Here is a 25,283-nt window from a genome sequence, read left to right on the forward strand (position 1 = left end):
AAGTTATATGAAAGAGATTGTAAATGAAATCTTCCGTTTTTGCGGACAAAGGAAAGCCGCCGGACGCAAACGGAAAAACGGCGGAAGAACGTCCGCCGTCACACCCGCCCCGGCCCGCTCCTTCGGCAGACTCCACCCCCGAAAAAGATGACGGCTTATCTTGATGAAGATAACGGCTCATTTTAAGTGAAAGACCGCGGTCTTTTAATCAAGATGACGGGTCATTTTTTACGGTCTGATTGTTCCCTGAAAACCAGGAAGTTTGTATCTTTGACTCCGCCAACATAAAAAAGAGAATCATGAACAGCCTTTTTCCTGAATTATTCGATGAAACCGCAGGCACGGAAAGCGGCACACCGCCCGAACTTCATACCGGATACGACCTGTCAGACCTGTTCGAGCGTCTGTCCCAGTCCGACTTCAGAAGCAGGTTCATGCTGAAGCCGGCAGACAAAGAGTACATCAGCAGAAAGGGAATGGACACCATCCGCCGCCATGCCGAGGACTTTGTAAGAAAACGGCTCGCCCCGGCCTTCATACCGAACGACGGAAAGCAGACGCCGATGCGAGGGCATCCCGTATTCATCGCCCAACACGCCACGGGGTGCTGCTGCAGAGGCTGCTTCGCCAAATGGCATCACATTCCGGCGGGCAGAGAACTCACCCCCGACGAACAGCGGTATGCAGTGGAAGTGCTCATGGAATGGATACGCAGGCAGCTCGACGGAAAAGCCGGCAGGCGGAAATGAAGGTACCGCTTCCGCTCTGCCGGCTCTTTTCCCGGCCGGCCTGCTTACTTTCTTGTTTCTATCACGCAGTTGGCCGGAGCCTTGATATTCTCGTCGAGCGTGACCGAACCGATAGAGTCTGCCACAATGCGCCCCGAAGTCGGGTTTTTAATGTTTGTAATAGCACCGCGGATATCAGCGTTCAGCGTCGAATATTCGAAAGCGCGGTCGCATGCAGGGTCGAAGGTACAGTTCTCCAGAATCAGATCGTGCGCATAGCACAAAGGCTGCTCGCCCGAGATATGGCAGTTCACCAGCCGGAGATTCCTTGAATGCCAGCCCAGGTACTCGCCGTCGAGTTCCGAATCATAGATGGTTACGTTTTCCACTTCCCAGAACGCGTCCTTCGTGGTGATCTTTGCGTTATGAATTTCCACATTCTTCACATACTGGAAAACATACTTGCTGTCGCTTTCCAGGCCGTCTACATAAATGTCGCTGCTGAACATAAACGGATAAGTGCCGTCATGAAGCTTCAGATTTTTCACGCGGATACGGCTGCAACGCCAAAACACTTCGTCGGCATCATTCATCACGACATTCTCTATGTTGATGTCGTTCATCTCGCGAAACATTTTGGGTGCGTCAACCACCGTATCCTTCATAGTCAAATGGTCGGAATACCACAAAGCCGAACGTCCTCCTACGGCAAAATAGCAATTGTCGATAGTAAATCCGTATACATGCCAAAACGGATAGTTCCCTTCAAAACGGCAGTTGGTTGCCACGATATTGCTGCATTCCTTGATGGCCGATTCACCGGCAAGTATGGTTACATTATCCAGATGCAGATTGTGCGAAGCGAACAGCGGGCGTTCGCCTCCGAATTCTTTGTCTTTAATGAGTTGCATAGTCATTCCCTATTGATAATTAAAAAAAGAGATAATACGTCTATTTTTATCTACGTGACAAAATTACAACGTTTCTTCCAATTCAAATGTAAACAAATTACAGAAGATGTTACCTCGATTACGGAACGGCCGCACAACATCTCTCTGCTCTTGCACAGCCGGAATATTTTGAGTAACTTGCGGAAGTTTTCACAAGCAAAACCATTCTCACCATGATTAAAGAAAAAGTTTCACTGAGCCAGACCGTCAGACTCATCACCTGGATTGTCATCCCGATCATCGTCATTTTCGGCCTGCTGATTCCCATCCGCGATTTCATGCACGCCACGAATCCTACCGCACAGGCGCTCTGCGGCTTCGTCATCCTCATCGTGCTCCTGTCGCTGTGCTCCATCATGCTGTATGCGCCGAAAGAAATCACGCTCGACGACTCGGCCCTCACACTTGCAAGAGGAAAAGGGAAGCTGCGCATCAAGCTGGCAGACATCGAGGAAGTGCAGAGATACGACCCGCGCAGCACGGGCAATATCCGCATATTCGGCATCGGCGGGATATACGGCTATGTGGGACGCTATTACAACCGCGACATCGGCTACTACACATCGTATGTAGGCGACTACTCCCAGGCCTTTTTCATCCGCACCGGAAAAGGAAAGAAATACCTCCTGAGCTGCAACAATGCAGACCGTGTTGCAGAAGAGATAAAAAGGAGGCTGGCAAAGCGATGAACGTCCGCCGGCATCCTGCGCCAACGAATGCGGACACAAACAAGAAAGGAGGCGCACCGGCCTCCTTTCTTATGTACACCCTCAGGGATTCGAACCCTGGACCCACTGATTAAGAGTCAGTTGCTCTACCAACTGAGCTAAGAGTGCATTGAGAGGTTCCTGGCGGATTCGAACCGCCGTGCACGGTTTTGCAGACCGCTGACTAAGCCACTCATCCAAGGAACCGGACTATGTTTCACTTCGCCATTTGAGAGAGGTTCCTGGCGGATTCGAACCGCCGTGCACGGTTTTGCAGACCGCTGACTAAGCCACTCATCCAAGGAACCGGATATTCTCGCATATCGTTTTTCTCAAACGCGTTGCAAAGGTACAACTATTTTTTAATTCCGCAATACTTCATGAAAGTTTTTCGTTCATTTCTCCGCTTTTCAGCATCATTCTTACGGAAACAGGCCCTCTCATACCGCATTTTCCGATGCGCGATGCAGCCCGAAACGTTCTTATCCGATGATATGGGGAACAAACTCCGAAAGATTGCCGGTTATTTCCGTACGGTTCTCGCGAATCCCGATTCCGGCAGGCTCTCCGCCCACAACCCACGATCCGATGACCGGATAACGGCCGGAATAAGCCGTCGGCTCCACATACTCCTGATAAACATACGCTCCCTTATTGTAGTCGCCTTCCGTTTCGGCCAGACGTACCCGCTCTTCCCAATTTCTGATTTCAAGCACACTCACATTATGCCCTTCGCGCGAATACACGGGCTTCTTGCAGAACAGACCGCTTTCAGGACGCGAAAGATAGCAAGGAAGGACGTAAGGCGAATCCGGAAACAAATCGGAAAGCACTTTCAGTATGGCTTTGTTCGACATCAGCAGCTTCCATACCGGCTCCACCCACTGCACATCGGCCAGGCAGCCGTCGGCACTCTCATCAACCATCCACTCCCACGGATAGAGCTTGAAGCAGCGTTTCACCCGCTCGCCGCTCGGATCATAGAAACACCCGTCGCGCAAGTCAAGCGAATTCATGTCAAGCACCCGTGTAGAGAATCCGGCTTCCATGGCCGTGCTCGCCAGATATTGCAGCGTGCCTGTATCTTCATGGTCATCCAGCGCGCCTGCAAAATGAATCTCGCTTCCCGCAGGAAACATGTCTTTCCACGACTGCACCAGGCCCTCGTGTATGCCATTGTACTGATCGCTTGCAGGAAACAAATCTTCCTTCCATTGCCACTGGATAACGGATGCTTCAAGCAAGGATGTCGGCGTGTCGGCATTGAATTCAAGGATCCGGGGAACGCCCGACTTGTCGACAAGGAAGTCAAACCGGCCGTACAGGCTCAGCTCGTCTTCATCCCACGAACGGCGGATCCGCTCACAGATTTCCGGCGGGAGCTGCAAGATGCGCTCCATAAACTCAGGCTGGTCGTTCAAGATATACTCCACCGCATCGCAATACATACGATAGGCTTCCGCCGTAGCCGTTTCCAGCATCTCCACTTCGTTTGAGGACAGGCGATAACAGGCTTCCTCGCGCCAATAGTCACCATGAAAGTCAAAGCCCAGCGCTTCGATCTTTTCCCGGTATCCCGGTCGGGGTGCTACAAAAACACGTTCCATTCACTCCCTCCCCTTATGCATGAATACCCGAAGAACGGCGGCTCGTTCCAAACACACGTCCGCTCGACTTTGACTTGGCCGATGACGAAGGGGCCACCTTGACATTCGAAGGAGGGTTCACTCTCGTACCGCTGGCATCAGTCCACGATCCGGACTGGGGATAATAATAATGTGTGCTCGTCAGTCCGTTCATCGCCGAAGGCATCAGCGCCCAGCGCATAAGCATTGCATTATAAATCCAGCTGTTGCCCTGCGAATCACGGTATTCTTCCTTATCCTCCGGATTCTCAGGAAGTTCGGTCTTCTGCGTGCAGCCTGCCAGTGCCATGAGGCACATCGCCGCTATCAAAAAATGTCGCTTGTCCATATACTTTGTTCTTTGCCGCCAAATATAGCACAAAAAAGCGAAAGAAGACACACACCGGCAACCATAACATCATAAATTTCCGTATTTTTGCAATAACGAACAGTAACTAACTCTAAACCACAGAAGACTATGACAGAAAACAGCACATCTAATTTGTCGAAGGTCTTTTTCACAAGCTTCCGCTGCAAACCGGACGAAGGCCCGGCCGACAAGCTGAAAAGACTGATAAAGGCAGCAGGATTCGACCGGATAGACATGGACGGAAAATTCGCTGCCATCAAGATGCACTTCGGCGAGCTGGGCAATTTGAGCTTTCTCCGGCCCAACTACGCACGCGCCGTTGTAGACATGGTGAAACAACAAGGCGGCAAACCGTTCCTCACCGACTGCAACACCCTTTATCCGGGAAGCCGGAAAAACGCCATCGAGCACTTGTATTGCGCATGGGAGAACGGATTCACTCCGCTTGCTGCAGGATGCCCTGTGATTATCGGCGACGGACTGAAAGGAACAGACGACATCGCAGTTCCCGTAGCCGGCGGAGAATATGTGAAAGAAGCCAAGATCGGCCGTGCCATTATGGATGCAGACATCTTCATTTCGCTGACGCACTTCAAAGGACACGAAATGACCGGATTCGGCGGAGCAATAAAGAATATAGGAATGGGATGCGGATCAAGAGCCGGGAAAAAAGACCAGCACTGCAACGGCAAACCCATCATAAACGACGAACTTTGCCGGGGATGCAAGAGATGTATGCGCGAATGTGCAAACAACGGACTTGTTTTCGATGAAGAGAGAAAGAAAATGTCCGTGAATGCAGAGAACTGTGTAGGATGCGGACGATGCATCGGCGCCTGCAATTTCGATGCCATCGACTTTGCGCAAAACGCCGCCATCAAGGAACTGAACTGCCGGATGGCCGAATACACCAAAGCCGTGGTCGACGGCCGGCCGAATTTCCACATATCACTGGTATGCGATGTTTCACCGACATGCGACTGTCACTCGGGAAACGACACGCCTATCATACCGGACGTAGGTATGTTCGCCTCATTCGACCCGCTGGCTCTTGACCAGGCATGCGTGGATGCCTGCCTCAAACAGACACCCCTGCCCGGAAGCCAGCTCACGGATGAAATGGCGGCTCCGCATTTCCATGACCGGCACGACCATTTCTGCAACACCAATCCGAACACCGAATACCAGACCTGCCTGGCTCATGCAGAAAAAATCGGACTCGGAAACAGGAAATACGAGCTGATAAACGTAAAATAAAACAGCAAAGGCGCAGAGCATCGCCGGCATCATCAAACGCCGCTTATGCTCTGCGCCTTTTATCTTCGTTCGAAGCAGTCCGGCAATGTCAGTCCTCCGTTGCCGCTTTTTTCATTTTAAGCTCATAAAGGTCGCTGCGGCGGTCGCGCAAATTACGCACGCTTCCGTAGGTATGCAGCTCGCTCAGCAAATCAAGGTCAACATCCGACACAAGAATCATTTCCGTGTTCGGAGTCGCTTCGGCACGCTTTCCGTCGGTAGGGAAAGCAAAGTCACACGGTGTAAACACACCCGACTGGGCATATTGGATGTCCATGTTGTGCACGCGCGGCAAATTGCCCACGCTGCCGGCAATCACGACAAAGCATTCGTTCTCGATGGCGCGGGCCTGAGCGCAGACACGCACACGCGAATATCCGTTCTGTGTATCGGTAAGGAAAGGAACAAACAGAATCTGCATGCCCTGGTCGGCCATCAGACGAGAAAGTTCGGGGAACTCCACATCATAACAGATAAGCACGCCAATCTTCGCGCAGTCCGTATCAAAAGTCTGCACACGCTTGCCTCCGCTCAGGCCCCAGCTCTTCACTTCGTCGGGAGTGACGTGAATCTTCTCGTACATCTCGTATGTTCCGTCGCGGCGGCAAAGGAAACCAACATTATAAAGCCCGTTATCCTCCTTCACATACGGCATGCTTCCGGTAATGATATTGATATTGTGCTTGATGGCCAGCGTGACAAAACGGTCGCGCACTTCCTCCGTGTACTGAGCCAGTCCGCGTATAGACTGCGCTTCGCCCAGGTTGTTGAACTTGGCCATCAGCGGAGCGTTGAAATATTCGGGGAAAAGCACGAAATCGCTCTTATAGCCCGAAACCGCATCAATGAAGAATTCAACCTGCTCGAACACATCGTCAAGCGTCTGGTATGAACGCATCTGCCATTGAACCAGTCCGACACGCACCGTCGTCTTCTTGTCCACATACGAATCAGTGGGAGGCTGATAATAGATGTTGTCCCACTGAAGCAGCGTGGCGCAATGCTTTGACTCTTCATCATTAGGCAAATAGTTGCGCATCACCCGGCGGACATGAAAATCGTTTGAAAGCTGGAAAGTCAGCACCGGATCATAAATCTCGCGCGAGCGTACTTTCTCGATGTATTCTTTCGGACGCATCTTGTCGGCATACTTGTAATAATTGGGGATACGCCCGCCGAACATGATTGCCTTCAGATTCAGCGTTTCGCACAACTCCTTGCGATATTCATACATACGGCGGGCCAGACGCAGGCCGCGGTACTCGGGATGAATGAACACTTCGATGCCGTAAAGGATATTCCCCTTCGGGTTATGCGTGTTGAAGGTTTCGTTTCCTGTCACTTTCGCATAGGTATGATCGCCTTTCACCATGTCGTAGTCGACGATGATAGACAGCGCACAGCCAACGATCTTACCGTCGACAACGGTCACAATCTGCCCTTCCGGAAAGATATCGATCAGTTTCTGGATCTGTTCACGTGTCCAGAACACGTCTTTGTCCGCATAGACACGGGTGAACGACTGGGCCAGCTGGGCATAGTCGTCCATCTGAAGGTTGCGGACCTCTACTTTGTTGATTTTCGTAATTTTATTTTCCATTTGTATATCTGACAATTACTTCATTCCCCTTGCCTTGAAAATACGTTCCTTTGCCTCGTTGATAGCCTGCATCTTCTCTTCGGCAGCCTTACGGATGTCGTCCCCCAAGGCAGCCACCTTGTCCGGATGATGCTTCAGCACCAGCTTGCGGTAGGCGGAACGCACTTCATCGTCAGTTGCCGAAGGGGATACCTCCAGCACTTTATAGGCTTCGTCAAGCGAGTTTCCGCCCAGGCTGAGCATCGAGTCCACATCCTGCATATTGAGCCTCATATACATGGCCACTTCCTTCAGGGCATCTACTTCCTGCACGCATACATTGCCGTCCGCCTGAGCGACTTTAACCAGAAAGTCAAGCAGTTGCAGTCTTTGTTCGTAAGTAAGATTAGCCGCGATCTGCGCTCCACAGTCACGGATGGTATTTTTAAAAGCCAACGGGTCTGTACGCTCCATCTGCTTGCGCTGCTCGAACAGATTCAGCAGGATGCGCTCCCCTTCGTCAACGGCAGCTTCTCCGAAATTCATGCGGAGGAACTGGCGCACATATTCCATTTCGCTGTGCATGATACGTCCGTCCGCACGGATAATGTATGAAGACATGACAAGCATGGAAAACAGAAAACTGTTCCGCTGCCCCATGTATACATTATCCTGTGAATAACCGTCCTGCGCAGCCTGCGCATCTCCGGCCTTGTCAAACAAGGAGCCGATGGCAAATCCGGCCAAAGCCCCAAGCGGTCCCATCGTCATGAATCCCATGATACCGCCAATCCATTTTCCGTATTTCATAACCTGTTTATTTAGATATCCGTTTCATTCCACTCCAAACAGCGTGCATACCTGAGCCTGGCTCACCTTGACCAAATCGGCCGGAGCCAGCTTCACCTGCAGCCCGCGCATGCCTGCACTTACATATATATAAGGATAGTCGTTGCACGTATGATGAATATAAGTAGGGAAATGTTTCTTCATGCCGATGGGAGAACAGCCTCCGCGAATGTATCCCGTAAGCGGCAGCAGCTCTTTCACCGGAATCAGATCACATTTCTTATTGCCGGACACTTTGGCCGCCAGCTTCAAATCAATTTCATGCTCTCCGGGAATTACACAAACGAAATAGCCAGACTTGTCGCCATGAAGCACCAACGTCTTGAACACCTGTTCGATGTTTTCCCCCAGCGTGGCTGCCACGTGGATGCAGCTCAAATCATTTTCGTCCACTTCATACGGCACCAGCTCATACTTTATTTTGTCCCTGTCCAGCAACCGGGCAGCATTTGTCTTTGCAATCTTTTCTTTTGACATCGTTCTTCTGTTTTTTATTTCTTTGACCATTCGAGCTCTTCCTTCAGGAACTGGGAAGTATATCCCTTCCCCGATGCGGCCACTTCTTCCGGAGTGCCGCAAACAAGCAGCTGTCCTCCGCCTTTTCCGCCTTCCGGACCCATATCGATAACATAGTCTGCCATTTTGATGACATCCAGGTTATGCTCTATGACAATCACCGTATTGCCCTTGTCGACCAGACGGTCAAGCACGCTCATCAGCACACGGATATCCTCGAAGTGCAGTCCGGTTGTAGGTTCGTCAAGAATATACACCGTTTTTCCCGTATCACGCTTTGAAAGCTCTGTGGCCAGTTTCACGCGCTGGCTCTCCCCTCCCGACAATGTAGTGGAAGGCTGCCCCAGCCTGATGTAGCCCAGCCCGACTTCCTGAAGCACCTTTATCTTATTGAGTATCTGAGGAACGTTTTCGAAGAACTCAACGGCGCGGTTGATGGTCATGTCAAGCACATCGGCGATTGACTTTCCTTTGTAACGCACTTCCAGCGTTTCGCGGTTATAGCGCTTGCCATGGCATACTTCACAAGGCACAAACACGTCGGGAAGAAAGTTCATCTCAATCGTCTTGTACCCGTTTCCGCCACAAGCCTCACACCGGCCTCCCGACACATTGAAAGAAAAACGTCCCGCCTTATAACCGCGGATTTTAGCTTCGGGCAGACCGACAAACAAGTTGCGGATGTCAGAAAACACACCGGTATAAGTGGCCGGATTCGAACGGGGGGTACGCCCCAGCGGCGACTGGTCGACATTAACCACCTTGTCAACATATTCCAGCCCCTCGACGGCATCATACGGCAAGGGATCCTGCAACGAGCGATAAAAATGCTGCGACAAAATGGGCTGCAACGTATCGTTGACCAGCGTAGACTTTCCGCTGCCCGACACCCCGGTCACGCAGACCAGCTTTCCCAGAGGAAACTCCACGTCCACACCTTTCAGGTTATTGCCTTTCGCCCCTCTCAGCCAAACGGACTTGCCGTTGCCTTTCCGCCGCTGGGCGGGAACCTCAATCTTCATCTTCCCGTTCAAGTATTGCGAAGTCAGCGTGTCCTTCTCCAGCATCTCCCGGGGCGTTCCGGCAAACACCACTTCACCTCCCAGACGTCCGGCTTTCGGGCCCATGTCCACCACATAGTCGGCCGCCAGCATCATGTCCTTGTCATGCTCTACGACAATAACCGTATTTCCCAAGTCGCGAAGCTCCTTCAGCGAATTGATAAGACGGATATTGTCGCGCTGGTGCAGACCGATGCTCGGTTCGTCGAGGATATACAGCACATTCACGAGCTGCGATCCGATCTGCGTGGCAAGGCGGATGCGCTGGCTCTCTCCTCCCGAAAGGCTGACGGAAGAGCGGTTGAGCGACAGGTAGTCCAGCCCCACGTCAAGCAAGAATTTCAAGCGCGTGCGTATCTCCTTCAGAATCTCGGAAGCGATGATCCGCTGCTTGTTGTCGAGAAATTCTCCGACATGGCAAACCCATTCATAAAGGTCGCTGACATCCATCGAAGCCAGCTCATAAATATTCTTGTCATGGATGCGGAAATGAAGCGCTTCCTTATTCAGACGCGCCCCGCGGCATTCCGGACATACAGCCGTCTTGGCAAACTGGTCGGCCCATTTCTGCGCGGTAGCCGAAGCATCCTTGTCCTGCATCATCTGGATATACTTCACGATTCCTTCGTAAAGGACAAAATAGTCGGAAGTGGTATGGACAAGCGAACTTTTGATTTTCAGACGCTCATCACAGCCATACAGTATTTCATTGACGACATCCTCAGGCAACTCGCTCACAGGAGTCTTCAGCGTAGCCTCATAACGCTCCAGCAGAGCCTCGATCTGCCAGAAAATCATCGTATTCTTGTACTTTCCCAAAGGCGCGACGGCTCCTTCGTACACCGAAAGCGAACGGTCGGGTATCACCTTGTCCACATCAATCAGATTCACATAGCCCAGCCCCTTGCAGCGCGGGCACGCACCTTGAGGCGAATTGAACGAAAAGTTATGCGGAGCAGGCTCGCGATACGAAAGCCCCGTCACCGGACACATCAGGCGTTTGCTGTAGTGCCGCACACTTTCGGTCTGCGCATCCAAAATCATCAGCAGTCCGTCCCCCTGCTGCATGGCAGTTGCCACGCTCTGCTTCAGGCGCGTTTCATCCTGTCCGTTCACCGCCATCTTGTCTATCACCACTTCGATGTCATGGTTCTTGTAGCGGTCGAGCTTCATCCCGTGAACGATTTCTTTCACCTCTCCGTCCACACGCACATAAAGATACCCTTTCTTCCGCACCTGCTCGAAAAGCTCCTTATAGTGTCCCTTGCGCGTACGGACCAGCGGAGCCAGAATGAAGATTTTCCGTCCCTTATAGTCGCGGTGTATCAGATCAAGAATCTGCTCTTCGGTATATTTCACCATTTTTTCGCCCGACAGGTATGAATAAGCCGTTCCGGCACGGGCAAACAACAGACGCAGATAGTCATAGATTTCGGTGGTTGTTCCTACGGTAGAGCGGGGGTTCTTGTTTGTTGTTTTCTGGTCGATGGAAATCACCGGACTCAGCCCGGTAATCTTGTCCACATCCGGACGTTCCATACCTCCCAGAAAATTCCGCGCATAAGCAGAAAACGTTTCGATATAGCGCCGCTGCCCTTCCGCGAAAATCGTATCGAAAGCCAGCGACGACTTGCCGCTTCCGCTCAATCCCGTAATAACCGTCAGGCTGTTACGGGGTATGGCCACATCAATGTTCTTCAGATTATGTACGCGTGCCCCTTGCACGTCTATCGTTTCCGTTCCTTCAATCATATCCTCAGTCTGTCTTTTATATCCGTGCAAAGATAGAGATATTTCAGAGCACCCGTATCAAAAAGTCCGGTGTTTTTTTATCGTTCCGCATTTGCTTTTGTCCGTTTTCTTCTCCTCTCCGGAATTTTCCGCCAAATGCCAGCACATATTTTACAGTCCAGCGCGTGAACCGTACGGTCCAAGTGCTGGACTATACGGACCATATGGCTGAACCGTACGGTTCACCTGCTGGACCATAGAAACCGGGCCGTATGCGGCACAAGTCCGCTGCCATCTCCCCCGATTGATTTTATCGTTTTTTTAATGCTATTTCCCCGGATATATCAGGTTTTCTTGTCAAGATAAAGAACTTTTTTGTACTTTTGCCCCATGACAAACCATTACAACTGAAAATGAAGTTTATACATATACTGTGCCTTTCGCTTTCTCTCACAGCAGGAAGTATCGGCGGAACGATAAAAGCCCAAACCGGAAACGGATATTTCCTGCACACCGTGGCCAAAGGACAAAGTCTTTACTCGATTGCCAACACGTATCACATCAGCGTGGACGATATCGTGCGCCTGAATCCCGGGAGCGACAAACAAATCCGCGCAGGGGAAACACTGAAGATTCCGCAGTCGGGAAACGGCTCAAATGCCGGAAAAGTGGTATTCCATACCATCCAGTCGGGAGAAACTCTCTACCAGCTTACCGTAAAATACAACGTGACGGCGCAAGCCATCTGCGAAGCAAATCCCGGACTGAGCGCAAGCAACTTCCGGACAGGACAGGTTGTATGCATTCCGGCACAAGAAAGCGCATCGGTCCCGACGGCGAAGGAAACCGCCCCTCAGCGGAAAGCGGAAGAGCAGGAATGGAAAGAGATGCACAAGGTGGAACGCAAGGAAACCATCTTCAGCATCTGCCAGAAATACGGAATCACCCAGGACGCGCTGATCGCTCTCAATCCCGACCTCAAAAACGGGAAACTGAGGAGAGGCACATTCCTGTTCATCCCCTACCCCGAATCGGAAAAGAATAAGAACGGAAACCTGCAGGCGGCGGGACCGGAACCCACCAACGAGGAACTTTTCAGAGAAAGCCAGCCGGTCGCCCAAAAGATGAATGTGGTTAAAGCGGCTGTCCTGCTTCCGTTCACCGTCAAAGAGAACGGGACAGACAAAAGCAATCCCCGAATGACCGAGTATTACGAAGGGCTGCTGCTTGCCGTAGACAGCCTGAAACGCCAGGGAATATCTTTCGACCTGTACACCTACAACACGCAGGGAAGCAAGCAGGTGATGACTTCCATACTAAACAAGCCGGTGATGAAGACAATGGACATCATCTTCGGTCCCGTAGCCCCCGAAAACATCCCTGTCGCCACCGAGTTTGCAAAGAAGAACGACATCCGGCTGGTCATCCCGTTCGAGCCCAAAGTAGACCAGGTGTTCAGCACACCGCAGATATACCAGGTCAACACGCCCCAGTCATACCTGTATTCGGAAGTATACGAACATTTCATACGCCAGTTCAGCCGGTGCAACGTGATTTTCCTTGATCCGGCAAACGGCGACAAGGAAAAGGCCGACTTCATCACCGGGCTGAAAAACGAACTTCGGAACAGTCAGGTGACATTCAAGCAAATCCAGCTCGGCAGCGCAATCGATCCCGACAAGGTTATCGGGGCAATGGACACAACCCGGACAAACATCTTTATCCCTACGTCGGGACGCAGCTCGGCTCTCACCCGCCTGCTTCCCCATCTTACGCTTGTCCGCCGCGAACATCCCGGCTTTGACATGCACTTGTTCGGCTATCCCGAATGGCAGACATACACGCAGGAGCATCTGGCATCATTCTACGAGCTGGACACATACTTCTATTCTTCTTTCTACACCAACAACCTCTTCCCCGAAGCTGTACGCTTCACCCAAAGCTACCGCAGGTGGTACAGCAAAGACATGGCCAACAGCTATCCAAAATTCGGAATGCTGGGATTTGACACCGGCTATTTCTTTCTGAAGGGACTGGCGCAGGAAGGGGACGGACTGGAGAATAACCTGAGCAAAGTAAAGGTTGTCCCCATACAGACCGGGTTCAAGTTTGAACGTGTAAACAACTGGGGAGGGTTCATCAACCGGAAAGTCTTTTTCGTACACATCACCAAAGATTTCGAACTGATTAAACTGGATTTTGAATGACTGCAATGAAAAGACATATACTCCTGCTCTTTCTCACAGCAATAGGGTGTGCTTGGATTCTGCCGGCGAAAGCCCAGCTGCAAGACGAACGACACAACTTTTCTATCGGAATCAATGGAGGCGTCAACGTAAGCTCGGTCAGTTTCCAGCCAAGCATCAAGCAGAGCAAGCTCATCGGCCCGGAATTCGGCGTTACCGCACGCTACATCTCTGAAAAATACTTCAAGATGATCTGCGGCATACAGGCCGAAGTGAACTTTTCGCAAAGAGGATGGAAGGAGGTGATTGAAGACGGGACGGGAGATACCTACCACCGCAACATGAACTACGTGGAGATTCCCCTGCTCGCTCACCTGGCCTTCGGAAAAGACAAGGGAAACGGCGTGCGCTTTGTCCTGAATCTGGGTCCGCAGATAGGGTTTCTCATCAGCGAAAAAGAAATCAAAAGCGCTTCGTGGAATCCATCTAACCGACCGCAAGGAACAAACGAACAGTATGACAAGCCGGCCGACAAGAAGTTCGACTATGGAATTATCGGAGGCGGAGGTCTTGAAGTGCGCACGGGAATCGGTCACTTCATCCTTGAAGCACGCTATTACTATGGCCTGAGCGACTTCTACAACAACTCTAAAAAAGATTATTTCGGACGTTCGGGACATTCTTACATCGGCGGAAGACTTACGTACCTTTTCGATCTGAAAAAATAAACGCAAGCGGATTTCCCTCTCCCGCACAAGAAGAGAGGATTTGTCAATTCATATTTATTCTACAGCAAAACAAGTTTTCATTATGATTAAACTGATATCTTGGAATGTAAACGGACTTCGCGCCTGCTGCGACAAAGGATTCCGTGAAGCGTTCAAACAGCTCGACGCTGACTTTTTCTGCCTGCAGGAAACCAAAATGCAGGCAGGACAACTGGATCTGGAATTTGAAGGATATGCCTCATACTGGAACTATGCCGAGAAAAAGGGATATTCGGGCACTGCAATTTTCACCCGGAAAAGCCCGTTAAGCGTAACTTATGGACTGGGCATCGACGAACATGACCGCGAAGGGCGTGTCATCACACTTGAAATGGAAGACTTTTTCCTTGTCACCGTATATACTCCCAACTCGCAGGACGGACTGAAACGCCTGGACTACCGCATGACCTGGGAAGATGAGTTCAGGGCTTATCTGAAACGACTTGATGAACAGAAGCCTGTGCTTGTATGCGGGGACCTGAATGTGGCGCACAAGGAAATAGACCTGAAAAACCCGAAAACAAACCGTATGAACGCCGGATTTACAGACCAGGAGCGCGAAAAGTTCCAGACATTGCTCGACGCCGGATTCATTGATACATTCCGTCATTTCTATCCCGAACAGACCGGCATCTATTCATGGTGGTCGTACCGGTTCAAGGCACGCGAAAAGAATGCAGGGTGGCGCATCGACTACTTTCTGGCTTCTGCACGACTGGCCGACAAGCTGGAAGGAGCCAAGATTCATACCGAAATCTTTGGCTCTGACCACTGCCCCGTAGAAGTGACTGTCAATATCTGAGCCATGAAGAACAACGGTTTCACTCTGCGCAAACGGCTGAGAAGCTTCAGATTCGCATTCAACGGAATCCGGCTGCTCGTAACCTGCGAGCACAACGCCTGGATTCACTGCTTCATAGCAGCATGTGTAATCATCACCGGCTGTATCGTGAAACTGTCAGCAACCGAATGGATTGCCATCGCAATGGCTATCGGCATGGTTCTGGCGGCAGAAGCTTTCAACTCCGCAATCGAAGCACTGGCGGATGCGGTTTCGCCCGACTATAACGAAGCGATCAAGCGCACAAAAGACCTGGCAGCCGGAGCAGTACTGCTTCTGGCTATCGCCTCGGCTGTTATCGGACTGATTATCTTTATCCCCAAACTATTCTAAAGAAAATGAAACATCTGCTTTTATTCGTGGCTGCCCTTTGCATGGCAGTTTCCATGTTCGGACAAAAAATTGAAGTGACCGGAAGCCGGAAGGCTGTGCGTACATCGGGAGATGTGGGAGCCGTGCTGCTCCCGGTGGCAGGCCTCACCGCCATACTGATCAATAAAGACTGGGAAGGGCTGAAGCAGGGAGCCTTTGCCGGAATAACAACGCTAGGAGTTACTTATGCGCTGAAATACGCCGTCAAAAAAGAGCGCCCGGACCGCAGCGACATGCATTCATTTCCCTCCATGCACACGTCTGTATCATTCGCCGCCGCGTCGTTCATCCAGCGCCGGTACGGATGGAAATGGGGAATCCCAGCCTATGTCGTATCAACCTACGTGGGATGGAGCCGCGTGTACGGAAAGAAACATGACTGGTGGGATGTAGCCGCCGGTGCTGTAATCGGCGCAGGCAGTTCCTACATATTCACACGCCCCTTCGCCAAGAAGCACGACCTTACCATCAGTCCCGTAGCAGGTGACGGTCATTGCGGCATCTACGCTTCACTCAAGTTCTAGCCCTCAGGGTGGTCCACTCCATACCCGAAAAGCGCAAAGTCGCCCAAACACGGATCACCGGGAAATATTTCCGACAAGGCTTCCGTTATCTTCCGCGCATTGTTCAATGAAAAGACCTGCTTTTCTGTCAGCCCCAACAGAAAAGCCACACGGCATACGTGCGTATCAAGCGGAATGACCAGCTCGGAAGGCGACAGCGTTTTCCAGATGCCGAAATCCACGTCCGAGTTCCTCCGGATCATCCAGCGGAGAAACATATTGAGCTTTTTCTGCGGACTGCGGTCGGAAACTTCAAGAAAGGCACAAAGTTTCTGCATCGGATTTCCGGTGAAATCCGACAGAGCATCCTCCAGCGTCCTTCCCGACGCATACACTTCATAGAGCTTCTCAAAATAAAGACGGAATCCAGCATAAGAAATCATCCGGTAAAAGCTTCGCGGATCGGAACCCCTGAAATCATCTCTCCACCTTCCCGACAGCACATATTCCAACGGACTATGCCCCATCATCCCGTCCAGCCGCTCGGATACCCTCAGAATCTGCCTGCGATTGCCGAAACTCAGCACAGCCGTAAGCAATCCGCTGATTTCAATATCCTCTTTCCGCGAATACCGGTGAGGAAACTGCACCGGATCAGAAACAATGAACGCGGCCTGATGATATTGCCGCGCCCATTCTTTCAGTTTTTTCTCCGTATCATTATCCATCAATTGAAATAATAGAGGAAAGTGGCGATTCCTTCCAGCGCCTTCTTTTTCTGATCCTTGATTTCAATAGAGAACTTGATTTCTGCTTTTGCCACACCGCGCAGGTTAACCAACGAATGCAGTTCGGCTACCAAACGCACACTCTGTCCGGAAAGCACAGCCTGCCCGAACCTCATCTTGTCCATTCCATAATTAACCATCATCTTCAGGTTATTCACCTCGATAATCTGATTCCACAGATAAGGAAGCAGTGAAAGCGTCAGATACCCGTGCACAATCGTGCTCTTGTAAGGGCTTTCCTTCTCCGCGCGTTCCACATCCACATGAATCCACTGGTGATCCAATGTAGCGTCAGCAAACTGATTAATACGCTCCTGGGGTATCTCCAGCCAATCAGAAATTCCGATTTGTTTACCCAGCAATTGCTCAAACTCTTCGTACGAATTTACAACCACTTTCTCCATATAATCTTATTTTTAGTCACAATTTCAAGACAAAGATAATCAAATCTATCCTTATTGTAACGGATAATTTCTAAATAAAATATCTTATTTTTCCTTATTCTTTGAATATTTTTCGTATTTTCTCTTCATAAAATAAAAGTAAAGAGTGCAGAAAACAGAAAAAACAAAGATTGAGCAGCCCCGACAGGAACAAGGACTTACCACCTCGCCATACGGGAAGGCGATCCGTGCCACGAGCATCCCAGACAGAACACTTCTGAAAGGTCATACCCATCAAGAGTTTCTTCCGGATTTTTCGGAACAACCGTCCCGTCTGAAGTTACATACACCAAACGGCGCTCACCCTTTTCATTCTTGACATAGACCGACGGGATCTTACATTGCGGACAAAGCTTCTTCTTCATATTGACAAATTAAAAACAAGGCTGCAAAATTAAGGAAAATCCGCACAACCGCAACCATCCGACGAAATTAAAAGCGTACAAATGCAACCCGGTTGTTATTGCGGTCCGACGCGGACAGGATGATGACAAAATTCCTACCTTTGCATCAGAAAACAAAAAAGAACCGTCGATATGTCACACGAAAACCATCATCTGCACGAGCATCACCACCATGCTCCCGCCTCACTCAGCACAGTGTTCATCCTGTGCATCATACTGAATCTTCTGTTCGTCCTCATCGAAGCAGGAGTGGGTTTCGGATACAACTCACTGGGACTGCTTTCGGATGCCGGACACAACCTGAGCGACGTATTCAGCCTGCTGCTTTCGCTGTTTGCCATCCAGATGGCGAAACGCCACGGCAACAAACATTTCACCTACGGATACAAGAAAAGCACCGTGCTCGCTTCGCTGGCCAACGCCATCATCCTGCTCATAGCCGTGGGATGTATCCTGATAGAAAGCATCTACAAGCTCCGCAACCCCGAACAAGTGTCCGGAGCCGCCATCTCATGGACAGCAGGGGCAGGCATCCTCATCAACGGAATCACAACGCTGCTCCTCATGCGGAACCAAGGACACGACCTGAATGTAAAAGGCGCTTTCCTGCACATGGCGATGGACACGCTGGTTTCATTGGGGGTGGTTATTTCAGGCATTGTCATTCTTCTCACGGGATTTGTCATCATCGACACACTGATAAGCCTTGCCATAGCCTGCATCATCCTCGCATCAACGTGGAAACTGTTGAAAGAAAGCCTCTATCTGTCGCTTGACGCTGTGCCCGACTCCGTAAACCTCGACGAAATAGGAAATGCCATAACAGGCATATCAGGGATTGAAAACTGGCATCACCTCCATGTATGGGCTGTAAGCACAACAGAAAACGCGGCAACCGTGCATGTCGTCATCAAAGACGTGTCACAAATGAACGACATCAAACAACAGATCAAACACGCGCTGGCCGTAAAAGGGATCAGCCATTCGACCATTGAGTTTGAGTTTCAAGGCTGCCCGTGCTGTGACAAAGAAAACGGCTGCTTCGAGAACTGACAGGACGGACACAAAAAGGAGGTGCGCTGCAAAACGGACTGTCATCCGTTTCCAACGCACCTCCTTTTTTATGCAAGCTTCTTTATTTCAACTTTACAACCAATTCACCGTCCACTTCGCTTGTTTCAATCTTGTCTTCTCTCAGCAACCAGCCCAAACCCAGGAACAAATCCTTGTCCGCTTTCAGTTTGGCTTCTTTCTTCAGCTGTTTCTGAGTTTTACCTTCAGTACCATTCAGTGCTTCCCAGATCTGTCCGGCAATAACACCTGCTTTTTCTTTCAACATAATTTTTTGCTTTTATATATTACAACAATTATTTTGTGTCCCGGCAAAAATAGCTAAAAAAAGCGGTCTTTGTTTCTGAAAACAAAAAAAATTTAATAAAAACGTGCGATTTGGCCAGATTATGTTACAATTTTCCTTCCTTTTCAAGGAAATCGCCCCATATCCGGGCTGCTGTTTCTATCATTTTCGGACATGGCCGCTTAGCATAATATGCGGGAGTTCTTGCTTCGGGAGTCGGAACAACCGGCTCTTTTTTCGAGAGCCCGAGCAAATCGGCGCAACGCATCGAGCCGCATTCGGACTTGAACTGCGCCGCCAGTTCCTGAACCAACGCATAATTGGCGGCCTTGCCCGCCCTGTCTGCTCCCTCAACGGCGCAACGCTCCAGCCCCGCCAGCAGAAACATGCCGCAGGCCGCCCCGCAGGTTTCACGCATGCGCCCAATGCCTCCCCCAAAAGAGGCAGCCATATGCAGTGCCTGCTCACGGGTAAAACCGTACATGTCGGCATAGGCAGCCACAACCGACTGAGAACAGTTATACCCCTCCTTAAACAAGGCGACCGCTTTCTGTATACGTTCTTCCTTTGTCATCGTCATCCGCTATTTATATGGCAACATTATTTTCAGGCTTTCCTCCAATAAATGCCTTCAAATTGTTCACCGCCAGGTCCATCAGCCGTACGCGGGCTTCATAAGTGGCCCACGCTATATGAGGAGTGATAAAACAGTTCTTCAGCCGGAGAAGCGGATTGTCTGCGTGAGGCGGCTCCGATACGAGCACATCAAGGCCAGCCGCTGCAATTGTTCCGCCAGCCAGCGCTTCGGCCAAATCCTTCTCGTTTATCAGGCCCCCCCTGCCGGTATTGATCAGTATCGCCGTAGGCTTCATCATTTTCAGACGCTCGGCATTGACCATTTCCCTTGTCTTTTCCGAAAGCGGACAATGCAGGCTTACGATGTCGCACTTGCGGAACACCTCATCAAGCGAAGGACATTTATGCACGTCGTGCGGCAGCTGCATGGCAGACTTGCGGGTATATACATGCACATCCATACCGAAAGCCGCAGCGATGCGCGCCGTTGCACTTCCTGTATGGCCGAAGCCTATGATTCCCATTTTCTTTCCGGCCAGTTCATGCAAAGGAGCATTCCAATAACAGAAATCTTTCCGGCTCCTCCATTTGCCTTCCCTGGCCTCATCCGCATAGACATCCACACGCTGCACGATATTAAGGATATGCGAAAAAGCCATCTGAGCAACCGAATCGGTGCTGTATGCCGGAATGTTGGTCACCACAATTCCAGCTTCACGGGCAGCCTCAACATCCACCACGTTGTATCCGGTAGCCAAGACTCCGATGTATTTCAGTTCCGGCAACGAACGGAGTGTTTCCGCATCCAAAACCACTTTGTTCGTCAGAAGCACCTCTGCCCCTTTCGCACGTTCCATCAATTCGCCGGGGGCTGTACGGTCGTAAATAGTCACATCACCCAGCTCTTTCAAAGCGTCCCATGACAAGTCGCCCGGATTCAAAGTATATCCGTCCAATACTACAATCTTCATAAACTAATTCTTTATCTAATTTAAGTAAGTGTGCAAAATTGAATGATATTGTCAGAAACACAGATTTTCGCAGGTTAAAAGCAGACAATCAGCGCAATCACCAGCGAGAATCCGCATTAATCTGCATTTCTGAACAAACAGGTTTTGCATAAACTAATTCTCAACATCTACTTATAAAACTCCAATTAAAACAAGTGTTCATTTCTTATACCGTTCGCCCCATAAAGCAACCATACGGTCATTGAGCTTGGCTTCCGCCGGATTGTCCTGCGCATGCCAAAGGCGGGCCTGCTTCACTTCATCCGGCAAGAATTGCTGCTCTACAAAATGCCCTTGATAGTCGTGGGCGTATTTATAGCTTTTTCCATAGCCCAACTGTTTCATCAGCTTGGTAGGAGCATTGCGCAGATGCAAGGGAACCGGGAGGTTGCCCGTTTGCCTGACCAGTTCCAGAGCCGAGCCGATGCCCATATAGGCCGAATTGCTTTTCGGACTCGTGGCCAGGTAGACCGTAGCTTCAGCCAGCGGAATCCTCCCTTCCGGCCAGCCGATCTTCATCACGGCGTCAAAAGCAGCATTGGCCAGCAGCAGGGCGTTAGGATTGGCCAGACCGATGTCTTCCGAAGCGGAAATAACCAGCCGGCGGGCAATGAAAGCCGGATCCTCGCCTCCTTCAACCATCCGGGCCAGCCAGTAAAGGGCCGCATCCGGATCACTTCCACGAATCGACTTGATGAAGGCAGAGATGATGTCATAATGCATTTCGCCGTCCTTATCGTAGGCCAAAGGGTTCTGCTGCAGACGGCTGACCACTTTCTCGTCGGTGATGACAATCGGGTCGCCTCCATCGGCTTCCACCACCAGCTCCAGAATGTTCAGCAACTTTCTGGCATCTCCGCCCGAATAGCGGAGCATCGCGTCGCTCTCCTTCACCTCCACGTGCTTTTCCTTGAGCACTGCATCACGCTTCAACGCATGATCGACCAGCTCCAGCAGGTCGTCTTTCTCCAATGGTTTCAGCACATAAAGCTGGCAGCGCGAAAGCAGCGGACGGATCACCTCGAAAGAAGGGTTTTCCGTGGTGGCTCCTATCAGCGTCACCACACCCGTTTCAACCGCTCCCAGCAGCGAATCCTGCTGCGATTTGCTGAAACGGTGGATTTCGTCGATGAACAGAATCGGGCTCTGCTGCGAAAAGAAACGCCCGTTGCGTGCCTTTTCAATCACGTCCCGCACATCCTTCACACCCGAAGTGACCGCACTCAACGTGAAAAAAGGAACTTCCAGCCTGTTGGCAATGATCTGCGCCAAAGTGGTTTTGCCCACCCCCGGAGGACCCCACAATATGAAAGAAGAAATGCGGCCGGCATCAATCATTTTCCGTAAAACCGCCCCTTCACCTACCAGATGTTTCTGGCCTATATAATCATCCAGCGTCTTCGGACGCATTCGTTCTGCTAATGGTTGCGCCATAACAAGTGTCATTTAAACAATGTTCAAAGATACGGAAAGTTTCGGAAGTTTGCGTATAGACATAAAAAAAAGGCGCTTTTCACAAAGAGCCTTTTTTTAAAGTTTTCAATAGGTATTAGTTTTTTTTTCTTAAGGTAAAAAGATTGTTTTCAGGATAACGTCACAAAGATGCGGTGTTTTTTTCACCTGACCAAATAAAAAAACATGTCATAAAACACATTTTGTATTTTTCTTTCGTTTTTCTTTGATTGGAGTTTTTAACTACCGCATCCGATTAGTCCAGCAAAAATAATCAATTTTTATTAAAACAGACAGCAGGCGCCGAAAAAAGTTGGGCAAAATATCCGGCATGCAGGCAAAGTTTCTTCCGCACTTTCTTTCAGCGCAAGCCGACAGACGTTTTAACATTTTTCATAAAATCCATGCCAGAATCCACAAAACTCCGACCCGGACGGCCGACAGAAATACGGTTTCCGCTGCTCCGAAAAAGCATTCTTTCCGCACAAAAGCCATCCGAAGCCTCCGGAAAGTTCATCTCCAGACTGAAAACATACACCTCCAAACTGGAGATACAGCTTTTCACGCAATTCATCCATTTTTCCAACGGCCGCCCGGAAGAAATCTCCCCGCAGTCCTCTCTTTTTCAGATAACGCCCGCCGGCTTCGTGCCAGGCAGAAGGCCCCGCATCCCGGACAAGGCCCCGCCGCTCCCGCATAAACTCCGCAAATCAAAAAGCTCTCCGGATTTTCCGGATATGTCACATTTTTATATTACCTTTGTATTATGATTAAACGACAACCTACAACAGCTATGACAGAAATAAACGCAACAGAAAATTCAGAGAAAAAGAGCCTGAATTTCATCGAACAGATTGTAGAAAAAGACTTGCAGGAAGGAAAGAACGGAGGAAAAGTGCAGACACGTTTTCCGCCTGAACCGAACGGATACCTGCACATCGGGCACGCCAAGGCCATCTGCCTCGACTTCGGCATCGCGCAGAAATACGGAGGCGTATGCAACCTGCGTTTCGATGACACAAACCCCACCAAAGAAGACATGGAATACGTGGAAGCCATCAAGGAAGACATCCAGTGGCTCGGATTCCAATGGGGGCACGAGTATTACGCCTCCGACTATTTCCAGCAGTTGTGGGACTTTGCCATCCGTCTGATAAAGGAAGGCAAAGCTTACGTCGATGAACAGACTTCTGAAGAAATTGCGGCACAGAAAGGCACTCCTACCCAGCCGGGAACGGAAAGCCCATACCGCAACCGCCCCATAGAAGAAAGCCTCGAACTGTTCCAGAAGATGAACAGCGGAGAAATCGAAGAAGGGAAGATGGTTCTGCGCGCCAAGATTGACATGGCCAATCCGAACATGCACTTCCGCGACCCGATTATCTACCGCGTGGTGAAAACTCCGCATCACCGCACAGGCGACAAATGGAAGGCATATCCGATGTATGACTTTGCGCACGGACAAAGCGACTATTTCGAGGGAGTAACCCACTCGCTCTGCACGCTGGAATTCGTGGTTCACCGGCCGCTTTACGATTTGTTTGTCGATTGGGTGAAAGAAGGAAAAGACCTTGACGACAACCGCCCCCACCAGTACGAGTTCAACAAGCTGAACCTGAACTATACGCTGATGAGCAAGCGCAACCTGCTTATTCTGGTCAAGGAAGGACTTGTGGACGGATGGGACGACCCCCGTATGCCTACCATCTGCGGATTCCGCAGGAGAGGATATTCGCCGGAATCCATCCGGAATTTCGTCAACAAGATCGGCTATACCACCTACGATGCGCTGAACGACTTCGCGCTGCTGGAAAGCGCCGTGCGTGAAGACCTGAACGCACGAGCCACACGCGTTTCGGCGGTCATCAATCCCGTAAAGCTGGTTCTGACCAACTACCCGGAAGACAAGGTGGAAGCGATGGAGGCTGTCAACAATCCGGAAGACCCGGACTCCCCGACGCACACGATCGAGTTTTCGCGCGAGCTGTGGATCGAACGCGAGGACTTCATGGAAATTGCTCCCAAAAAGTATTTCCGCATGACCCCGGGTCAGGAAGTAAGACTGAAAAATGCATATATCGTAAAATGTACAGGCTGCAAGAAAGACGAGAACGGAAACATCACGGAAGTCTATGCAGAATATGACCCGAACACCAAGAGCGGCATGCCCGAAGCAAACCGCAAGGTGAAAGGCACGCTCCATTGGGTAAGCTGCAGGCATTGCCTGAAAGCGGAAGTAAGACTCTACGACAGGCTCTGGAAGGTGGAGAATCCGCGCGACGAAATGGCCGCTATCCGCGAGGCAAAGAACTGCTCCCCGCTGGAGGCGATGAAGGAGATGATCAATCCGGAATCGCTCAAAGTGCTGACCGAATGCTATGTAGAAAAATACCTGGCCGACGTCAAGCCGCTTGACTATCTCCAGTTCCAGCGGATCGGATACTTTACGGCAGACAAGGATTCCACACCGGAACACCTGATTTTCAACCGGACCGTTTCACTGAAAGACACGTGGAGCAAGCTGAATAAATAAGGAAACTTAAAAAAAGCGCACAGGCTGAAAATAACATTTCGCCTTGTGCGCTTTTTTCTTATCTTTGCGTATATATCAATTTATCACTAATACATAAAACTATGTCGAAGACTGCTTTTAAAGGAAACCCTGTCACACTGGCGGGTAAATTTGTAGAAAAAGGGGCTGCCGCCCCCGCGTTCTCTCTGGTAAAAGGAGATTTGGGAAACTTCACCCTGGAAGATATAAAAGGAAAGTATGCGCTGCTGAACATTTTTCCCAGCATGGACACCGGCGTATGCGCCACCTCTGTACGGAAATTCAACAAGCTGGCTGCTGAAATGCCGAACACTGTCGTGCTGGCTATCTCAAAAGACCTGCCGTTTGCACAGGGACGCTTCTGCACCACCGAGGGCATCGAAAACGTAATCCCTCTGTCGGATTACCGCTACACTTCCGACTTCGGAGAAAAATACGGCGTGCTGATGACTGACGGACCGCTCTGCGGACTGCTGGCCCGCGCCGTTGTTGTAATCAGCCCGGAAGGACAGATTGTCTACACGCAACTGGTTCCCGAAATCACCGAAGAGCCGGACTATGAAGCGGCATTAGCTGCCATCAAATAGGGATATTCAAGAAATAGTATAAAATTAGCCAACG

Annotated in this window: 25 protein-coding genes and 3 tRNA genes; 11 read left to right on the forward strand and 17 right to left on the reverse strand. The window is 50.5% G+C overall.

The features are described 5' to 3' along the window. Window positions 1–299: 299 nt before the first annotated feature. A complete protein-coding gene (locus NW212_RS11195) occupies window positions 300–749 on the forward strand; it encodes a DUF4186 domain-containing protein (protein WP_375337984.1) in 450 nt (149 codons plus the stop codon). Between the two features lie 44 nt (window positions 750–793). Here the strand turns inward: NW212_RS11195 and NW212_RS11200 are convergent, their stop codons facing one another. Continuing rightward, on the reverse strand, window positions 794–1,639 hold the full coding sequence (locus NW212_RS11200) for a DUF3737 family protein (protein WP_258338728.1): 846 nt from the start codon (window positions 1,637–1,639) through the stop codon (window positions 794–796). Window positions 1,640–1,851: 212 nt separating this feature from the next. Between NW212_RS11200 and NW212_RS11205 the strand changes: the two genes are divergently transcribed. Beyond that, on the forward strand, window positions 1,852–2,367 hold the full coding sequence (locus tag NW212_RS11205) for a PH domain-containing protein (RefSeq protein ID WP_258338729.1): 516 nt from the start codon (window positions 1,852–1,854) through the stop codon (window positions 2,365–2,367). 74 nt (window positions 2,368–2,441) lie between these two features. Here the strand turns inward: NW212_RS11205 and NW212_RS11210 are convergent. From NW212_RS11210 to NW212_RS11230, 5 genes are all read right to left on the reverse strand, one after another. After that, window positions 2,442–2,514, reverse strand: a tRNA-Lys gene (locus tag NW212_RS11210). A 6-nt stretch (window positions 2,515–2,520) separates the two neighbouring features. After that, window positions 2,521–2,592 (reverse strand) — tRNA-Cys (locus NW212_RS11215). 29 nt (window positions 2,593–2,621) lie between these two features. After that, window positions 2,622–2,693, reverse strand: a tRNA-Cys gene (locus NW212_RS11220). Window positions 2,694–2,867: 174 nt separating this feature from the next. Further along, complete coding sequence (locus NW212_RS11225; protein ID WP_258338730.1) at window positions 2,868–3,992, reverse strand: glutathionylspermidine synthase family protein; 1,125 nt, start codon at window positions 3,990–3,992, stop codon at window positions 2,868–2,870. Between the two features lie 13 nt (window positions 3,993–4,005). Next, complete coding sequence (locus NW212_RS11230) at window positions 4,006–4,359, reverse strand: hypothetical protein (protein ID WP_258338731.1); 354 nt, start codon at window positions 4,357–4,359, stop codon at window positions 4,006–4,008. 129 nt (window positions 4,360–4,488) lie between these two features. Between NW212_RS11230 and NW212_RS11235 the strand changes: the two genes are divergently transcribed. Further along, on the forward strand, window positions 4,489–5,637 hold the full coding sequence (locus NW212_RS11235) for a DUF362 domain-containing protein (protein WP_258338732.1): 1,149 nt from the start codon (window positions 4,489–4,491) through the stop codon (window positions 5,635–5,637). An 88-nt stretch (window positions 5,638–5,725) separates the two neighbouring features. Here the strand turns inward: NW212_RS11235 and NW212_RS11240 are convergent, their stop codons facing one another. Genes NW212_RS11240 through uvrA form a run of 4 tightly spaced genes read right to left on the reverse strand, consistent with a single transcriptional unit; the run spans window position 5,726 to window position 11,433 of the window. Next, window positions 5,726–7,276 carry a carbon-nitrogen hydrolase family protein gene (locus tag NW212_RS11240; RefSeq protein ID WP_258338733.1) on the reverse strand — a complete coding sequence of 517 codons (1,551 nt, stop codon included), beginning with the start codon at window positions 7,274–7,276 and terminating at the stop codon, window positions 5,726–5,728. 15 nt (window positions 7,277–7,291) lie between these two features. After that, window positions 7,292–8,065, reverse strand: coding sequence for a TerB family tellurite resistance protein (locus tag NW212_RS11245; protein ID WP_258338734.1), 774 nt, complete (start codon window positions 8,063–8,065; stop codon window positions 7,292–7,294). A gap of 24 nt (window positions 8,066–8,089) precedes the next feature. Continuing rightward, on the reverse strand, window positions 8,090–8,581 hold the full coding sequence (gene ybaK, locus NW212_RS11250) for a Cys-tRNA(Pro) deacylase (protein WP_258338735.1): 492 nt from the start codon (window positions 8,579–8,581) through the stop codon (window positions 8,090–8,092). A 14-nt stretch (window positions 8,582–8,595) separates the two neighbouring features. Next, window positions 8,596–11,433, reverse strand: a complete 2,838-nt coding sequence (gene uvrA, locus NW212_RS11255) for an excinuclease ABC subunit UvrA (RefSeq protein WP_258338736.1) — start codon at window positions 11,431–11,433, stop codon at window positions 8,596–8,598. Window positions 11,434–11,825: 392 nt separating this feature from the next. Here uvrA and NW212_RS11260 point away from each other — a divergent pair, with 392 nt between their 5' ends. The 5 genes from NW212_RS11260 (at window position 11,826) to NW212_RS11280 (ending at window position 16,102) form a co-directional block, all read left to right on the forward strand. Further along, window positions 11,826–13,619 (forward strand): LysM peptidoglycan-binding domain-containing protein, encoded by a 1,794-nt coding sequence (locus NW212_RS11260; RefSeq protein ID WP_258338737.1) that lies wholly within the window; start codon window positions 11,826–11,828, stop codon window positions 13,617–13,619. A gap of 5 nt (window positions 13,620–13,624) precedes the next feature. Then, window positions 13,625–14,326, forward strand: coding sequence for a porin family protein (locus NW212_RS11265; RefSeq protein WP_258338738.1), 702 nt, complete (start codon window positions 13,625–13,627; stop codon window positions 14,324–14,326). An 82-nt stretch (window positions 14,327–14,408) separates the two neighbouring features. Next, the gene (locus NW212_RS11270) at window positions 14,409–15,167 is read left to right on the forward strand and encodes an exodeoxyribonuclease III (protein WP_258338739.1); all 759 of its coding nucleotides are present in this window, start codon (window positions 14,409–14,411) and stop codon (window positions 15,165–15,167) included. Window positions 15,168–15,170: 3 nt separating this feature from the next. Further along, window positions 15,171–15,539, forward strand: a complete 369-nt coding sequence (locus NW212_RS11275; RefSeq protein WP_258338740.1) for a diacylglycerol kinase — start codon at window positions 15,171–15,173, stop codon at window positions 15,537–15,539. 41 nt (window positions 15,540–15,580) lie between these two features. Then, entirely contained in the window at window positions 15,581–16,102 is a 522-nt protein-coding gene (locus tag NW212_RS11280; protein WP_375337985.1) for a phosphatase PAP2 family protein, read from the forward strand. Here NW212_RS11280 and NW212_RS11285 read toward each other — a convergent pair. The 3 genes from NW212_RS11285 to NW212_RS11295 form a co-directional block, all read right to left on the reverse strand. Then, on the reverse strand, window positions 16,099–16,809 hold the full coding sequence (locus NW212_RS11285) for a TIGR02757 family protein (RefSeq protein ID WP_258338742.1): 711 nt from the start codon (window positions 16,807–16,809) through the stop codon (window positions 16,099–16,101). The genes NW212_RS11280 and NW212_RS11285 overlap by 4 nt on opposite strands. Continuing rightward, window positions 16,809–17,273 (reverse strand): MaoC family dehydratase, encoded by a 465-nt coding sequence (locus tag NW212_RS11290; protein WP_258338743.1) that lies wholly within the window; start codon window positions 17,271–17,273, stop codon window positions 16,809–16,811. Before NW212_RS11290 ends, NW212_RS11285 begins: the two co-directional genes overlap by 1 nt. A gap of 197 nt (window positions 17,274–17,470) precedes the next feature. Then, window positions 17,471–17,677 carry a hypothetical protein gene (locus tag NW212_RS11295; RefSeq protein WP_258338744.1) on the reverse strand — a complete coding sequence of 69 codons (207 nt, stop codon included), beginning with the start codon at window positions 17,675–17,677 and terminating at the stop codon, window positions 17,471–17,473. Window positions 17,678–17,848: 171 nt separating this feature from the next. Between NW212_RS11295 and NW212_RS11300 the strand changes: the two genes are divergently transcribed. Continuing rightward, the gene (locus NW212_RS11300) at window positions 17,849–18,769 is read left to right on the forward strand and encodes a cation diffusion facilitator family transporter (protein ID WP_258338745.1); all 921 of its coding nucleotides are present in this window, start codon (window positions 17,849–17,851) and stop codon (window positions 18,767–18,769) included. A gap of 82 nt (window positions 18,770–18,851) precedes the next feature. Here NW212_RS11300 and NW212_RS11305 read toward each other — a convergent pair whose 3' ends face one another. From NW212_RS11305 to NW212_RS11320, 4 genes are all read right to left on the reverse strand, one after another. After that, the gene (locus NW212_RS11305) at window positions 18,852–19,055 is read right to left on the reverse strand and encodes a winged helix-turn-helix domain-containing protein (protein ID WP_258338746.1); all 204 of its coding nucleotides are present in this window, start codon (window positions 19,053–19,055) and stop codon (window positions 18,852–18,854) included. 124 nt (window positions 19,056–19,179) lie between these two features. Beyond that, window positions 19,180–19,647 carry a C-GCAxxG-C-C family protein gene (locus NW212_RS11310; RefSeq protein ID WP_258338747.1) on the reverse strand — a complete coding sequence of 156 codons (468 nt, stop codon included), beginning with the start codon at window positions 19,645–19,647 and terminating at the stop codon, window positions 19,180–19,182. Window positions 19,648–19,660: 13 nt separating this feature from the next. Beyond that, window positions 19,661–20,620 carry a D-2-hydroxyacid dehydrogenase gene (locus tag NW212_RS11315; protein ID WP_258338748.1) on the reverse strand — a complete coding sequence of 320 codons (960 nt, stop codon included), beginning with the start codon at window positions 20,618–20,620 and terminating at the stop codon, window positions 19,661–19,663. Window positions 20,621–20,818: 198 nt separating this feature from the next. Further along, window positions 20,819–22,093 (reverse strand): replication-associated recombination protein A, encoded by a 1,275-nt coding sequence (locus tag NW212_RS11320; protein WP_258338749.1) that lies wholly within the window; start codon window positions 22,091–22,093, stop codon window positions 20,819–20,821. Window positions 22,094–22,904: 811 nt separating this feature from the next. On the opposite strand from NW212_RS11320, the gene NW212_RS11325 reads away from it, so the two are divergent. Together NW212_RS11325 and tpx are read left to right on the forward strand one after the other, a co-directional pair. Then, window positions 22,905–24,644, forward strand: a complete 1,740-nt coding sequence (locus tag NW212_RS11325) for a glutamine--tRNA ligase/YqeY domain fusion protein (protein ID WP_258338750.1) — start codon at window positions 22,905–22,907, stop codon at window positions 24,642–24,644. A 101-nt stretch (window positions 24,645–24,745) separates the two neighbouring features. After that, a complete protein-coding gene (gene tpx, locus NW212_RS11330) occupies window positions 24,746–25,249 on the forward strand; it encodes a thiol peroxidase (protein ID WP_258338751.1) in 504 nt (167 codons plus the stop codon). The last annotated feature ends 34 nt before the right edge of the window (window positions 25,250–25,283 follow it).

Source organism: Bacteroides sp. ET225 (genome assembly GCF_024733745.1).
Taxonomy (GTDB): domain Bacteria; phylum Bacteroidota; class Bacteroidia; order Bacteroidales; family Bacteroidaceae; genus Phocaeicola; species Phocaeicola excrementipullorum.